Consider the following 14,231-nt stretch of genomic DNA (forward strand, 5'->3'; position numbering starts at 1 on the left):
TGATGTTGCCGCTCGCAACCCATACTGAAATCTGGAAACGCACTCCCGGCCATGCCCCCTCGGGCGATGCAGTCGGGAGAGGACGGGACCTGATTTAAGGCGCCCTTAAGCCCGCTGGACTATGATTTGACCAGAACAGGTGATGGTTGACGCAACGTGACGAACCTGGACTTTGATCGCGCATCAGGATTTGCCAATGCAGCGCTTGCCTTGCTCAAGCGCGCGCAGATTCCGCCGTTCCCCGTCTATTATGAATTGTTCTACACTTACGCGACCGGTTCCAATGCCGAGCTCAATACGCAGGTCAATGCACTCTTGACCCGCTCGGGCACCATCTCGGTCGAGGAAGCTTCGGACCTTTGTGAGAAGTTTCTCAAGGTCTCCGACATGGAAGAAAAGCTGCGGGCCATGTCGCAGGTGATGAGCCGCAAGATCACCGACGTGAATCAGGCCATCGATGTCGCCATGGTGAGCGCCAATTCCTATTCGGGCTCGCTCCAGCAGGCGTCGGGCGATCTCCATGCCGGCGGCATCGATGAGGACGCATTGAAAATGTTGTCCTCTCGCCTGCTCAAGGAAACGCGCCGCATGCAAGACATGAATCGGCGGCTCGAAGCCGAACTCGAAAATTCCAAGGACGATATTTCGGTTCTCCAGCGCGACCTCGATGAAGTTCGCAAGGAATCGATGCTCGATCCGCTGACCAAAATTCCCAATCGCAAATGTTTTGACGAGCAGCTTTCTGCTGATCTCGAGCGCACCCACGCCCAGAACGCAACGCTGTCGCTTCTGCTGTTCGATATCGACAGCTTCAAGGCGTTCAACGACACCTATGGCCACCTGACCGGCGATCAGGTGCTGCGGCTCGTCGCCCACGTTCTCAAGGCCAACCTCAAGGGACGTGACATGCCTGCCCGTTTCGGCGGTGAAGAGTTTGTCGCTATCCTTCCCGAAACCGAGCTCGCTGGCGCCGTTACCGTCGCCGAAAACATCCGGCGCTCGGTGCAGGCCAAAGAACTTCTCAAGCGTTCGACCAATGAGAAACTTGGGCGCATCACACTTTCGGTCGGTGTTGCACAATGGCGCCCCGGCGACACGGCCGCGGCTCTCATCGAACGCGCGGACAAGTGCCTTTATGCTGCCAAGGGCGCAGGCCGAAATCGCGTGGTGTCCGAAAAAGACCTTCCCGACTTCTCGACTACATCAACCGATGTGGCTTGATCGCTGTCAGGCGGTCGCTTCGGCCCGGGCCCGGGCGAGGTCCGCCAGATCGGCCGGCTTGAGCTGCACGCTCTCCCCGCACCCGCAGGCGCCTTCCTGATTGGGATTGTTGAAGGTAAAGCCCGAGGACATTCGGGTCTCCTCGAAATCCATCACCGTCCCGAGCAGGAACAGCGTAGCCTTGGGCTCGACCCACACCTCAACGCCCTTGTCGCTGATATGATCGTCGCCGGCGATGGCCTCTTCGACGTAATCGAGCGTATAGGCCATGCCGGCACAGCCGGCGTTCTTCACCCCGACGCGCACGCCGATGACCGGCTTGTCGCTGTCTTCGATGATTTCCCTGATGCGCTCAGCAGCGGCATCGGTGAGCTGCATAATCGCAAAAGCCATTGTTACCACCAGTTGAGCGCGACTTGCGCTTCCTCGCTCATCCGGTCCGGCCCCCAGGGCGGATCGAACACCATTTTCACTTCAACGTCCTGAATGCCTTCGACCGAGCGCGCCGCATTCTCCACCCAGCCCGGCATTTCTCCGGCCACCGGGCAACCCGGAGCGGTCAGTGTCATGTCGATGGTCAGATTGCGGTCGTCGTCGAGATCGACCTTGTAGATCAAGCCAAGCTCATAGATGTCGACGGGAATCTCGGGGTCGTAAACCGTCTTGAGCGCCGCAATGAGGTCCGCAGTGATGCGTTCCACATCCTCGGCAGGCAGCGCATTGCCGCCCTCCACAAAGCTCTTGGCTTCGGCTTCGGTCTTTTCCGGTGCGGTATCAGTCATGACGGTCCAATATCAAAAGAAGGATTGCGCTTTTTCGACAGCCTCGACAAGCGCATCCACATCGTCCTTGCCATTATATAGGGCAAACGAGGCCCGACATGTAGAGGTAACACCAAATCTTTGCAGCAGCGGCATGGCGCAATGGGTCCCGGCCCGTACGGCCACGCCATAACGGTCGAGAATTGTCGAAACGTCGTGCGCATGGGCGTTTTCGAGCATGAAGGCGAAAATCCCGCCCTTGCCCGGCGCAGTCCCGATCATTCGCAGGGAATTGATCCGTGACAGCCGTTCACCGGCATAAACCGCGACCTCGTGTTCGTGGGCCGCAATGACGTCACGCCCGAAAGCCTCGACATAATCGATCGCCGCGCCAAGACCGATCGCCTGAACGATGGGCGGTGTTCCGGCCTCGAACCGGTGCGGCGGAGCGTTATAGGTCACGGCATCCACCGAGACCTCCTCGATCATCTCCCCGCCGCCCAGAAACGGCTGCATCTCGGCCAGCAGGTCATATTTGCCGTAAAGCACGCCCACGCCAGTCGGTCCATAAAGCTTGTGGCCCGTAAAGACGTAGAAATCGGCTCCGATATCGCGCACATCCACCTTGCTGTGCACGGCGGCCTGACTGCCGTCGATCAGCACCGGAATGCCGCGCGCATGGGCGATCTCGACGATTTGCTTGGCCGGATTGATCGTGCCCAGCACATTGGACATGTGCGTGATCGCCACCATCCTGGTGCGATCGGTCAGCGCCGCAGCAAAGGCATCGAGGTCGAAACTGCCATCGTCGGCCACATCGACCCATTTGATGACCGCGCCTTTGCGTTCCCTATGGAAATGCCAGGGCACGATGTTGGAATGGTGTTCGGCAATCGAAATGACGATCTCGTCCCCCTCCCCGATCCGCGGACCGGCAAAGGAGGAAGCGACAAGATTGATGGCCTCGGTCGTCGAGCGCGTAAAAACGATCTCTTCGACCCGCTCGGCATTGAGAAACGCCCGTACCTTCTCGCGCGCGCCCTCAAACGCCTCGGTTGCCCGATTGGCCAGCGTATGCAGCCCGCGATGCACATTGGCATACTCATGCCGATAGGCATGGTCCATGCGATCGAGCACCTGCACCGGCTTTTGCGCCGAAGCACCCGAGTCGAGATAGACCAGCCGTTTGCCATGGATTTTCTCCTCGAGAATGGGAAAATCCACACGTGCCGTCGCCAGATCGAAAGCCATCAGGCGTCCTTCTTGAGCCAGCGGTCCACAACACCCGACAGGGCCTCGGAAACGTACTCGTCCTCGACCGCCTCGGTGATTTCCTCAAGGAAGGCGCGGATCAGCATGGTTTCGGCATCGGCTCGCGAAATGCCACGGCTCATCAGATAAAAGAGCCATGTTTCATCGAGGTCGCCACATGTCGCGCCATGGCCGCACACCACGTCGTCGGCAAAGATTTCCAGTTCCGGCTTGGAAAGGATTTCCGCCTCGTCCGAAAGCATCAGGCCCTGCGTCATCATCTTGGCGTCGGTCTTCTGCGCATCGACAGCGACGTTGATCTTGCCCTGGAACACCGCCTTGCCGCGTCCACGCGCGATCTGCTTGTAGAGCTCGGCAGAGGTCGTATTGGGCACCCCATGGGTGATGTCGATGGTAATGTCGCGGTGCTCGTCGGTATCGACCACATTGAGCCCGAAGAAATCCCCATGCGTGCCTTCGCCAACGAAATCGGCGAACACATTGGCCCGCGCCAGATGCGCACCCGCATTGATGACAACGGATTTGAGGTTCGCCTCCGCGCCGATCCGGTATTCCACGGTCGCGAAATGGGTCGCCTGGCGCGCCGAAAGATCGACCAGAATATGCGTCACATCGGCTCCGTCGCCAACAGAGATGTAGCTGCCGGCATTGCCCATGTGAGCGGCATCGCTGCCCGAAATCGTTTCGATCACAGTCGCCTTTGCGCCCGGCGCAATGGCGATCTTGGCGCCGGACTGCACGTGAGCGGCAGCCCCTTCCATGCGGCGATCGATATGAATCACCGGATCGACCGAACCGGAAAGCTCGAGGCTCAGCGATTCCGAAACCAGCGCCGCGTTGAGGCGGACGATAACGTCATCGCGGGTCGTCAGGATCGATCCGGCGGCCTTGCCCACGATCACTCCGGCGGGCGCCGTCGATGTCGATTGCATCACGCCATTGGCGATAACGATGCGATACGCACCGGGAATATCGATGGCCGGCGCGCTGGAATCGTTGGCCACCTGGGCCAGAGGCGGCACCTGGCTCAAGAGCGTCTTGAGATCGGTATAATGGTAGCTTTCGACCCGCCGGGTCGGCAGGCCGATCACGCGCAGGCGCTCGGCCGCATCCTTGGCTCCGGCGCTTTCGAGTTGGGCGACGAGGCTTTCCTCGGCACCGCTCAGCCGGACAGGCGTTTGAATGTTCACGGCGTTACCTTTCAAGCGGCGTTGGATTCGTCGAAGTCTGCATAACCCTTCGCTTCGAGTTCGAGGGCCAGCGACTTGTCACCGGTCTCCACCACACGGCCGGCCGAGAACACGTGCACCACGTCGGGCACGATGTAGTTCAGCAGGCGCTGATAATGCGTGATGACCAGCATGGAGCGCTCCGGCGCACGCAGCTTGTTCACACCCTCTGACACAACCTTGAGCGCGTCGATGTCCAGCCCGGAATCGGTTTCGTCGAGGATACACAGCTTGGGAGCCAGAAGCGCCATCTGCAGGATTTCGGCGCGCTTTTTCTCGCCGCCAGAGAACCCGACATTGAGCGGGCGCTTGAGCATGTCCTGCTTGATCTCCAGCAGATTGGCCGCATCCTTGACGGCGCGCATGAAATCGGGCGTCGAAAGTTCGCCCTCGCCGCGTGCCTTGCGCTGGGCATTCATGGCCGCCTTGAGAAACGTCATCGTCGCCACGCCCGGAATTTCGATCGGGTACTGGAACGCCAGGAACACACCGGCAGCGGCGCGCTCATCGGCTTCCATCTCCAGAAGATTTTCGCCATCGAGCAGGATTTCCCCCTCGGTGACTTCATAATCTTCCTTGCCGGCCAGCACATAGGACAGCGTGGACTTGCCCGAACCGTTCCGGCCCATGATCGCGTGAACTTCACCGCGATTGAGGGTCAGGTTCACACCCTTGAGGATCTCGTTGTCCTCGACGCGAACATGCAGGTTCTTGATCTCAAGCAACGGGGTGCTCATTTTTCGTCTCCGATATTTTCGCCATCGAGATACTCGAGGCTCGTTTCTTCTCTTCCGATATAGCGAAAGCGCCGTCGTTTGGTGCCTTCCACTGGGCGGCTCATCACCTGAAACTTCCCGCTGTCGGGATATTCACAGACATCGACATCCGCCTTGGACGAAATCACCAGATATTTCAGCGTTTCCGTCCCGGTATTGATCAATTGATGCGCATAGCTCGCATCGCCCATGGGCGCGCCGAGCACGTCGCCACCCTTCACCTTGTAAATCTCGCCCCCAAACCGGTAATCGCCTTCGCCCGAAAGGATCACCAGCATTTCATCTTCGGCATGATGCACGTGATAGGGGCATGCCGTCTTTCCCGGCGCCACTTCGGTATAGGCGCAGCCCAGCCGGGTGAGTTGGAGAATGTCGCCCACATAGGCATCAAACGATTCAAACCAGCCCTGGTCCGCATTGCGCTCAAGCTCGGCTTCCGGCAGCCGCAGGACAGGGTTGTAAGACCCGGTCATCAGCCGACGCTGCCTTCCAGCGAAATCCCGATCAGCTTCTGGGTTTCGACCATGAACTCCATCGGCAGGTGCTGCAGCACGTCGCGAACGAACCCGTTGACGATCAGCGCAACGGCTTCTTCCTCGCTCAGCCCGCGCTGCAGGCAATAAAACATCTGATCGTCGGAAATCTTTGATGTCGTCGCCTCGTGCTCGAACACCGTCGAGGAATTGCGGCTTTCGATATAGGGCACCGTATGCGCCCCGCACCGGTCGCCGATCAACAGGCTGTCGCACTGGGTAAAGTTGCGCGAGCCCGTCGCCCGGCGATGCGCAGAGACCTGACCGCGATAGGTGTTGTCGGAATTGCCCGCAGCGATGCCCTTGGAAATGATGCGGCTGGACGTGTTCTTGCCCAGATGGATCATCTTGGTGCCGCTGTCGACTTGCTGCTTTCCGTTGGAAATGGCGATCGAATAGAACTCGCCACGCGAACCGTCGCCGCGCAGGATGCAGCTTGGATATTTCCAGGTGATCGCCGAGCCGGTCTCGACCTGTGTCCAGGAGATCTTGGAGTTCTTGCCACGGCAATCGCCACGCTTGGTGACGAAATTGTAGATGCCACCCTTGCCGTCCTTGTCGCCGGGATACCAGTTCTGGACGGTCGAATATTTGATCTCGGCTTCGTCCAGCGCCACCAGTTCGACAACCGCCGCGTGGAGCTGGTGCTCGTCGCGCATCGGCGCCGTGCAGCCTTCGAGATAGCTCACATACGAGCCTTCCTCGGCGATAATCAGGGTGCGCTCGAACTGGCCGGTATTCTTCTCGTTGATCCGGAAATAGGTCGACAGCTCCATGGGGCAGCGAACGCCCTTGGGGATGTAGACGAACGAGCCATCGGTAAAGACGGCCGAGTTGAGCGTCGCATAGAAATTGTCGGTAACCGGCACGACCGAGCCAAGATATTTCTTGACCAGTTCGGGATGCTCGCGGATCGCTTCGGAAATCGAGCAGAAGATGATGCCGTGCTTTGCCAGTTCTTCGCGGAACGTGGTGACCACCGAAACCGAGTCGAAAACCGCATCGACTGCCACATTGCTGCCGAACGGAGTGCCCTGAGGCTCGCCCTCCTCCTGAACCCCCGCCAGGATTTTCTGCTCGGAAAGCGGGATGCCCAGTTTTTCATAGGTCCGCAGCAATTCGGGATCGACTTCATCGAGCGACTTCGGACCGGTCACGCTCTTGGGCGCGGCATAGTAATACTGATCCTGGAAATCGATTTCCGGGTAAGAGACGCGCGCCCAGGTCGGCTCTTCGAGCGTCAGCCAGCGCCGGAAGGCCTCAAGCCGCCATTCGAGCATCCATTCGGGCTCGTTCTTTTTGGCCGAAATGAACCGGACGGTATCCTCGTTAAGGCCCTTGGGGGCCTTGTCGGACTCGATGATCGTCTCGAAGCCGTATTTGTACTTGTCGACGTCGAGCGCCAGCACCTGATCGACCGTTTCGCGGTCGATGTTTTCCTTGAGGGTCGGAATGTCATAATCGGACATCAATAAGTCTCCTGGTGCTAAGCTGCAGCGCCGTTACGGCGATGACGGCTCAGAACGGTTTCAAACGCCGAAAAGAAGGCGTCAATATCCTCGGCGGTCGACGACCAGCCGAAACTGACCCGAAGGCCACATTCACTCAAATCGGGAGCGACACCCATGGCGCTGAGCACGTGGGACCGCCCCACCTTGCCCGACGAGCATGCCGAGCCCGACGAAACGGCAATGCCGGCCAGGTCAAGGCTCATCATCGCCACCGTATTCTTGACCCCCGGCACCGCAAAGTTGCTCGTGGTGCCAATCCGCTCCGCCCCGCGCGAAAAAATCACCGCATCGGGCGCGAGGGCGATAAGCCGATCTTCAAACGCAGTGACGAGCGCTTCCGCCCGATCCGCCTCGAAAACCTCGCCAAACTCTTCACAGGCCGCCCCGAACCCGGCGATCAACGCCGCCGACTCGGTGCCGCCTCGCCGGCCCTGCTCCTGCCCACCCCCGGGGATCAACCGCACCGTATCCGCATGACCCTTGACCAGCAGCGCCCCGATGCCGGCTGGCCCACCGATCTTGTGGGCCGATATGGCCATCATATCGGTAGCGCAGGCCGCAAAGTCCAGATCGCGCTTGCCAAAAGCCTGCACCGCATCGATGACCAGAACATGAGGCGTCGGCCCGATCAGTGCTTCGAGCTTGCCGCGCGGCTGGATCACCCCGGTCTCGTTGTTGACCCAGGATACCGCCACCAGCAGTTTTTCGCCCGCCGCGCTCGCCGTTTCCACATGCCGCCCCAATGCGCCGAGATCGACGATCCCGTTGTCATCGACACCGACCACACGAACCGAAACCCCGGACGCTTCGGCAGCCTTGAGCGCCGCCGCATGGTCGGTCGCGCAAACGATAACCCGGTCGATACCAAACGCCTTGACCCCGCCAACAATCGCCTGAGTCAGCGCCTCGGTGGCCGATCCGGTAAACACCACCTGCTTGGCCTCGGCCCCGGCCGCCTTTGCAACCTTGTCGCGCGCGTCGTCGACAAGCGCGCGCAGCGCCCGCCCAGGACCGTGAACCGATGACGGATTCCCCACCATTTCGAGCGCAGCCAGCATTGCCGCGCGTACGCGCGGCAATATGGGCGCCGAGGCGTTATGGTCGAGATATACGCTCATCGATCCATCAACTCGCTGCTTCCAAACCTCACAAAAGGTCGCTGCAGCAAACAATCCTTGAAATTCGACTCGCTCCTTAAGTAAAAGGAGCGCTCAAATGCGCCGGGAATTCCGGCAAAAACCCGTTTGGAATTATTCTAAACTGGTATTCCAAGTCAGTTTTATGGACACCTGCACCATTCGTCAAGCCGGGTCCGCGGGTGCATGGCTCCCATGCAGCGCCGAACTAAGCATAAAGGTAAGAGTCAATGCCTGAAGTGATTTTCAACGGACCCGAAGGGCGTATCGAGGGCCGGTATCAACCGGGCAAGGAGCCCAACGCACCCGTTGCGATCATCCTTCATCCCCACCCCCAGTTCGGGGGCACGATGAACAACCAGATCGTCTACAATCTCTTCTACATGTTCGTGCAGCGCGGCTTTGCGGTCCTGCGCTTCAATTCGCGCGGCGTCGGACGCTCCCAGGGGCTCTTCGACCACGGCGTGGGCGAATTGTCGGACGCGGCGGCAGCGCTGGACTGGCTGCAGGCCCTCAACCGCGAAAGCCGCGGCTGCTGGATCGCCGGGTTCTCGTTCGGCGCCTGGATCGGCATGCAGCTTTTGATGCGCCGCCCCGAAGTCGAGGGCTTCATTTCGGTTTCCCCACCGGAAAACCTTTATGATTTCTCGTTTTTGGCCCCCTGCCCGTCTTCGGGGCTGATCATTCACGGCGACAAGGATCGCGTGGCGCCGCCCGAGGCCGTCCAGAAGCTGGTTGACAAGCTCAAGCTCCAGAAGGGCATCACCATCGAACAGCAGATCGTTGAAGGCGCCAACCATTTCTACGAAGACAAGATCGACGAGCTGATCGAGGCGTGTGGCGAATATCTCGACCGTCGCCGGGCCGATATCGCCGCCGGCGGCGGACGTTAACCCTTGCGATTGCCTCGGGAGCATATCCCGGCGAATCTCATCCTGGGCGTAAGGGCGCCCGCTTGACCGGATGATTTCGAGCCAATCCCGCCCGGCTTTTTTTTGCCGGGCAGCTTCAACGCTCTGGAATCAAGACCAATGACCCAGTTCAAATCCGAATTTCTCCATACGCTCTCCGAGCGCGGCTTCATTCATCAGATTTCCGATCCCGACGGGCTCGACAAGAAGTTCTCCACCGAGATCGTGACCGGCTACATCGGCTACGATCCGACGGCCGCCTCACTCCATGTCGGCCACCTCATGCAGATCATGATGCTGCACTGGATGCAGAAAACCGGCCATCGCCCCATTGCGCTCATGGGCGGCGGCACTGGCATGATCGGCGATCCCTCCTTCAAGGACGAAGCCCGCAAGCTTCTGACCGTCGAAGGCATCGCGGCCAACATCGACGGCATAAAGCAGAAGTTCGCCAATTTCCTCGACTTTGGCGACGGCCCCCAGGACGCCGTAATGGCCAACAACGCCGATTGGCTGCTTGAGCTTGGCTACATCGAATTCCTGCGTGGCGTCGGCCGTCATTTCTCGGTCAACAGGATGCTCAGCTTCGATTCCGTCAAGCTGCGTCTGGATCGCGAACAGTCGCTGAGCTTTCTTGAATTCAACTACATGATCCTGCAGGCCTACGATTTCGTAGAGCTCAACAAACGCTACGGCTGCACTCTGCAGATGGGCGGCTCGGATCAATGGGGCAATATCGTCAACGGGCTCGATCTCGGGCACCGCATGCTCGATACCCAGTTCTACGCCCTCACCTCGCCCCTGCTGACCACGGCGTCGGGCCAGAAGATGGGCAAGACCGCCAATGGCGCCGTCTGGCTCAATGCCGACGCACTCTCGGTCTATGATTTCTGGCAGTACTGGCGCAACACCGAGGACGCCGATGTCGAGCGCTTCCTAAAGCTCTTCACGACCTTGCCGCTCGATGAGATCGCGAGGGTGATGGCCGGTGTCGCCACCGACATCAACGAGGCCAAGAAGGTGCTGGCGACCGAAGTCACCGCACTCGTTCATGGCCGTCAGGCCGCACAGGACGCTGCCACGACCGCCGTGGCGGTCTTTGAGGCCGGTCAGCTCGATCTCTCGCTGCCGACCATCCAGATCGGCTGGTCGGCCCTGCGCGGTGGTCTGGGCATCCTTGCGGCAACTGTGACCGCCGGTCTGGCGTCATCGAATGGCGAGGCCCGCCGCCACATCCAGGGCGGGGCGCTCAAGGTCAACGACCAGACCGTGACCGACGAAAAGATGAGCCTGGGCCAGGATCAGGTCCTCAGCGAAGGCGTCATAAAGCTTTCTATCGGCAAGAAGCGCCACGTGCTTCTCAAGCCGGTCTGAAAACAAAGGGCCGGGGCATCCCCGGCCTTTTCAGTTCTGCGGCTGGTTGGCCGAGCGATATTCAAAGAGCGTGCGGAACACGCCCGGCGCCAGGATCGACACAGGATTGATGAGCAGGTCGGGCTGGTCCAGCGGCCCGCGCACGGCAAAAGTCACACCCAGCAGCCCCTCGCCCTCGCGCCCGCCGAATATCGGCCCGAGAAGCGGGATTTGCTGAAAGAAATTGTTGAGCCCGAACAGCGGAACATAGGTGCCCGCCAGGTCGTATTGCCCGGCATCGGTCATTATGTTGCCGCGGACCGTACCACCCACGCTATCGCCATAGATTGCCGCCTCGACCAGTTCGATGCGATCGTTGAACCGGACGAACTCGGCCCTGCCATAATCGAATTCCATCGCCGATGCGCCTGCCAGCACCTCCTGCGACTCGGCATGCGCCCCAACGATGGCATCGAGATTCTCCTCATCGACGATCGCAAAATTGCGCACGACGAATTCGCCCGTATCGGTCTCGGAATTTTCATCGTATCGCATCACCATGCTGCCCTCGCCGTTGACGAGGCGCGGATAGACACCGATGAACCGCAGCGTTTCGCCCAGATCGTTTGTCGCGTAGGAAATGACCCGCCCGTTTGGCAGGGGATTGGTCGTCGCGGAGGCCGAGCGACCACCACCAAACTGGGTGGCAAGATTGACCTCCCGCAACTGTTCGCCCATCACGGACAGATCGAGGTCGACATTGAACGCCACGGTCCCGAAATAGCCCAGCGCCCGGTCGAGATTGACGCTTACGTCGAACACCTGGTCCTCCAGGCTCTCGCTGGCCCCCGCCGCCTGGTCGCCCTCGAGATTGAAGAACCGCTTGAGCACCGGCTTGAGGTCCAGTTGCGCGCCGCTGATCGCCAGCGCATAGCCCCCCTCGACCGGGGTCATGGACACCTGCGCATTATCGTCCGCACTGATCTGGAACGTGGAAAAATCCGCTGAAACGAGGGTCCCGTCCGCGCCGAGCCCCAATTCACCCTCGAGCCGGACAGTGCCGAAATTGAGGGCGATGTCGGAAACGGCGATGTCCGCGCCCCCCAGCGAAACAATCGCCTCAAATCCGCCGGCCACGCCCTGCGCCTTGCTGATTCCGATATCGCTGATCGCCAACGATGCGTCCGTAAGATCGGCCTGCACCTCAATCGCGCCGTCATCGCGCGGGCGCGCCACAACGCGCACCGTCCCTCCCATATATGGGGAAAGATCGATGCCCAACTCCGCCGCATCGGCAACGCTCAATGTCGATGCAAATGCCAGTTGCGGTGCGCCATCTCCGCTCTGTTCCGCTTCCAGATCGACCCGCGCCTCGCCCACGCTGGCGGCGCCGACAACCCGAAATCCCGCCTGCGAAGCGGTAAAAGTCAGATCGGCGTCGGAAAAGTTTACGCCCTGGATCGGCCGGGCGCTGGCCATATCGGAAATCGAACCGTTAAGCGCATAATCGGTGCCCATCAATTGCCCGGTATCGTCGGTTTCGATCGTTGCAATGACCGTCCCCGCGACCGAGCCGGTCAAATCCTGCGCCAACGCGCCCGGATCGATCCCGAAATCGAAATCCTCGAGAAGGTTGAGCGTATCGCTCGTCACAACGTCCAGAATGGCCGGCACCGGTCCCGACACGTCTCCGGAAATCTCGAACACCTGCTCGCTGGCGGAAACGTCCTGGTTGATATAGGCGGCATTCGAAATCGAGACCTCGTCGCCGAATTCCGTCAGATTTGCCCGCTCGAACGCCATGGTCAGTTGGTTGTCGCGCATGGTCAGGCGCGCTTCTCCATCGACCTGAAACGCTGGAACACCTTCCAGCGGACGCAGTTGCACGCCGTCGCCGACAAGATCGATCTGCATCGCCCCTTCCGGCATCGGCCTCGGCTCACCGTCCAACGCGATAGTGCCAACCGGAAACCGGAACCGCATATCGGCGCGGCTAACAGCGCCATCAGCCACATATTCGGTAAACCACTCCCGGCCCTCGGTCGCAAAAAGATAGGGCCAGAGCCGCTTGATGTCGTCCGCCGAAGCGCCCCGCCCGCTCAGCGACACGTCGAGCCCCACGCCTTCGCGTACCATATCGAGACGGCCCTGCATGACGACGCTGACGCCCTCCTTGGCCACCACCATTCGATCGATGCCGACCGCGCCGTAAAGCGGCGCCGACCACCCCTCATAGTGAACCGTCTCGAACGGCTCGGACGGGGCACCCATATCGTCCGGATGCAGCCACAGATCCCGCCCGCGGATCGACATTCCAAGCGTCGGCCCGAATTGCTCGTCAAAGCCCATGACGATGTCGCCGCCAATTATGCCCCTGCTCTGCCCCACCCCTATTTCGACATCGGGGATGGAAAATCGCGATTGGGCGGGAAACCAGTCCACCGCGAAAGGCTCGGCCGCCAGATCGAACAGATCGTTGTTCAGCCGCAGCCGGGTCCCGCCGATGTCGATGACGAAATTTCCCGATTTTACCCGTCCGCCCGAGCCCGCCTCCAGCGCGACCGACAAGACCAGATCTCCCGTCCCGCGCAGGGCGGCGAGGCTGTTGGCATCGTCGAGAAACGGGATGACCGTCGAAAAATCGAGGTTCCTGATGTCCGCTTCGATCGTGCTGCCTTGGGGGGCGCTCTCGCGCACGATTTCGCCTTCCAACGTCTCCCCGGCGATCCGGGCCGCAAAACCGGCGGTCACGCGCCCATCGATCCGCCCGGCCCTGACGTCGAGATCGACATTTTCGAATGACCGATAGAGGCCATAAACGGTGTCGAGCACACCGACCGATCCGTCGCGGATTTCGAACCGCCGCACCTGTCCGGCCATAGCCTGCCCGGAAAGCTGTGCCAGCGCCTCATTGAGAGCCTCGACATTGGCCACCAGCCAGTCATTGTCGGAACGCAACCCGAGCTCGCCGGCTCCCCGGTCGCCGCTGGAAATGCCTGCGTCGCCGATCTGCACGTCGGGCGCACTCTGCTCGCCCTCTATGACGCGCACCACGGTTTCACCAGTTCCCTCTTCCTGGAGAAATTCGAACCGCGACAGTCGTGGTCCAAGCAGGTCCTGCACCATCTGGAATCGCGGTTCGATCAGGATGATCCGCGCATCGGGGCGCCCGATCAGAAGGCCCAATGGCGACAACCCGATTTCCAGCGCATCCGCCTCGATTACCGCATCGGAGGCGCGCTCGGTCAGGACCACGTTGGAGAGATGAAATCCCACACTGACCGGTCCGGTCAATGACAGCCCGAAATCGCGCCAGTCGACGTCGAAATTTTCATCGACAATTCCAGCGACTTCGCTCTTGGCCCGATCTGAAAGAAAGCCCAGCGATATAGGCCCGAACAGCAAACGCACATACAACAGCGCAAAAACGACGAGCAGCCCGATACACAACAGTCCAACGACCTTGAGCGCCAAACGTCGCCTGGGGCCGAAAATCGTTCGCCTGGGACGTGTCGTCTCACTCACTGT

The 14,231-nt window shown here is 60.3% G+C and carries 12 protein-coding genes; 3 read left to right on the plus strand and 9 right to left on the minus strand.

The annotated features are described in order from the left end of the window. The first annotated feature begins 156 nt into the window (after window positions 1-156). Window positions 157-1,221: a GGDEF domain-containing protein gene (locus KKY_RS07395; RefSeq protein WP_014130694.1), complete on the plus strand. Its 1,065-nt coding sequence runs from the start codon at window positions 157-159 to the stop codon at window positions 1,219-1,221. A gap of 6 nt (window positions 1,222-1,227) precedes the next feature. Here KKY_RS07395 and sufA read toward each other — a convergent pair whose 3' ends face one another. From sufA to KKY_RS07435, 8 genes are read right to left on the minus strand one after another with little or no spacing between them, the layout of a single operon-like run. Then, the gene (gene sufA, locus KKY_RS07400; protein ID WP_041528644.1) at window positions 1,228-1,614 is read right to left on the minus strand and encodes a Fe-S cluster assembly scaffold SufA; all 387 of its coding nucleotides are present in this window, start codon (window positions 1,612-1,614) and stop codon (window positions 1,228-1,230) included. A 2-nt stretch (window positions 1,615-1,616) separates the two neighbouring features. Continuing rightward, a complete protein-coding gene (locus KKY_RS07405) occupies window positions 1,617-2,003 on the minus strand; it encodes an SUF system Fe-S cluster assembly protein (protein WP_014130696.1) in 387 nt (128 codons plus the stop codon). Between the two features lie 12 nt (window positions 2,004-2,015). After that, window positions 2,016-3,233: a cysteine desulfurase gene (locus KKY_RS07410; protein WP_014130697.1), complete on the minus strand. Its 1,218-nt coding sequence runs from the start codon at window positions 3,231-3,233 to the stop codon at window positions 2,016-2,018. After that, window positions 3,233-4,444, minus strand: a complete 1,212-nt coding sequence (sufD, locus tag KKY_RS07415) for a Fe-S cluster assembly protein SufD (RefSeq protein WP_014130698.1) — start codon at window positions 4,442-4,444, stop codon at window positions 3,233-3,235. Before sufD ends, KKY_RS07410 begins: the two co-directional genes overlap by 1 nt. Window positions 4,445-4,455: 11 nt before the next feature. After that, window positions 4,456-5,208 (minus strand): Fe-S cluster assembly ATPase SufC, encoded by a 753-nt coding sequence (sufC, locus tag KKY_RS07420; protein ID WP_041529220.1) that lies wholly within the window; start codon window positions 5,206-5,208, stop codon window positions 4,456-4,458. Between the two features lie 8 nt (window positions 5,209-5,216). After that, window positions 5,217-5,732, minus strand: a complete 516-nt coding sequence (locus KKY_RS07425) for a cupin domain-containing protein (protein WP_014130700.1) — start codon at window positions 5,730-5,732, stop codon at window positions 5,217-5,219. Then, window positions 5,732-7,261, minus strand: a complete 1,530-nt coding sequence (gene sufB, locus KKY_RS07430) for a Fe-S cluster assembly protein SufB (protein ID WP_014130701.1) — start codon at window positions 7,259-7,261, stop codon at window positions 5,732-5,734. Before sufB ends, KKY_RS07425 begins: the two co-directional genes overlap by 1 nt. 17 nt (window positions 7,262-7,278) lie before the next feature. After that, window positions 7,279-8,421, minus strand: a complete 1,143-nt coding sequence (locus KKY_RS07435; protein WP_014130702.1) for a cysteine desulfurase family protein — start codon at window positions 8,419-8,421, stop codon at window positions 7,279-7,281. A 248-nt stretch (window positions 8,422-8,669) separates the two neighbouring features. On the opposite strand from KKY_RS07435, the gene KKY_RS07440 reads away from it, so the two are divergent. Further along, window positions 8,670-9,332, plus strand: a complete 663-nt coding sequence (locus tag KKY_RS07440) for an alpha/beta hydrolase (protein WP_014130703.1) — start codon at window positions 8,670-8,672, stop codon at window positions 9,330-9,332. 138 nt (window positions 9,333-9,470) lie between these two features. Then, on the plus strand, window positions 9,471-10,724 hold the full coding sequence (gene tyrS, locus KKY_RS07445) for a tyrosine--tRNA ligase (protein WP_014130704.1): 1,254 nt from the start codon (window positions 9,471-9,473) through the stop codon (window positions 10,722-10,724). Window positions 10,725-10,754: 30 nt separating this feature from the next. Here the strand turns inward: tyrS and KKY_RS07450 are convergent, their stop codons facing one another. Beyond that, entirely contained in the window at window positions 10,755-14,228 is a 3,474-nt protein-coding gene (locus KKY_RS07450; RefSeq protein WP_139305012.1) for a hypothetical protein, read from the minus strand. Window positions 14,229-14,231: the final 3 nt, after the last annotated feature.

It is taken from the genome of Pelagibacterium halotolerans B2 (genome assembly GCF_000230555.1).
GTDB lineage: Bacteria > Pseudomonadota > Alphaproteobacteria > Rhizobiales > Devosiaceae > Pelagibacterium > Pelagibacterium halotolerans.

Bases quoted from the DNA above. Each gene is read 5' to 3' on its own strand.
- sufA (WP_041528644.1), bottom strand. From the start codon at position 1,614: ATGGCTTTTGCGATTATGCAGCTCACCGATGCCGCTGCTGAGCGCATC.
- KKY_RS07405 (WP_014130696.1), bottom strand. From the start codon at position 2,003: ATGACTGATACCGCACCGGAAAAGACCGAAGCCGAAGCCAAGAGCTTT.
- KKY_RS07410 (WP_014130697.1), bottom strand. From the start codon at position 3,233: ATGGCTTTCGATCTGGCGACGGCACGTGTGGATTTTCCCATTCTCGAG.
- KKY_RS07425 (WP_014130700.1), bottom strand. From the start codon at position 5,732: ATGACCGGGTCTTACAACCCTGTCCTGCGGCTGCCGGAAGCCGAGCTT.
- sufB (WP_014130701.1), bottom strand. From the start codon at position 7,261: ATGTCCGATTATGACATTCCGACCCTCAAGGAAAACATCGACCGCGAA.
- KKY_RS07435 (WP_014130702.1), bottom strand. From the start codon at position 8,421: ATGAGCGTATATCTCGACCATAACGCCTCGGCGCCCATATTGCCGCGC.
- KKY_RS07440 (WP_014130703.1), top strand. From the start codon at position 8,670: ATGCCTGAAGTGATTTTCAACGGACCCGAAGGGCGTATCGAGGGCCGG.
- tyrS (WP_014130704.1), top strand. From the start codon at position 9,471: ATGACCCAGTTCAAATCCGAATTTCTCCATACGCTCTCCGAGCGCGGC.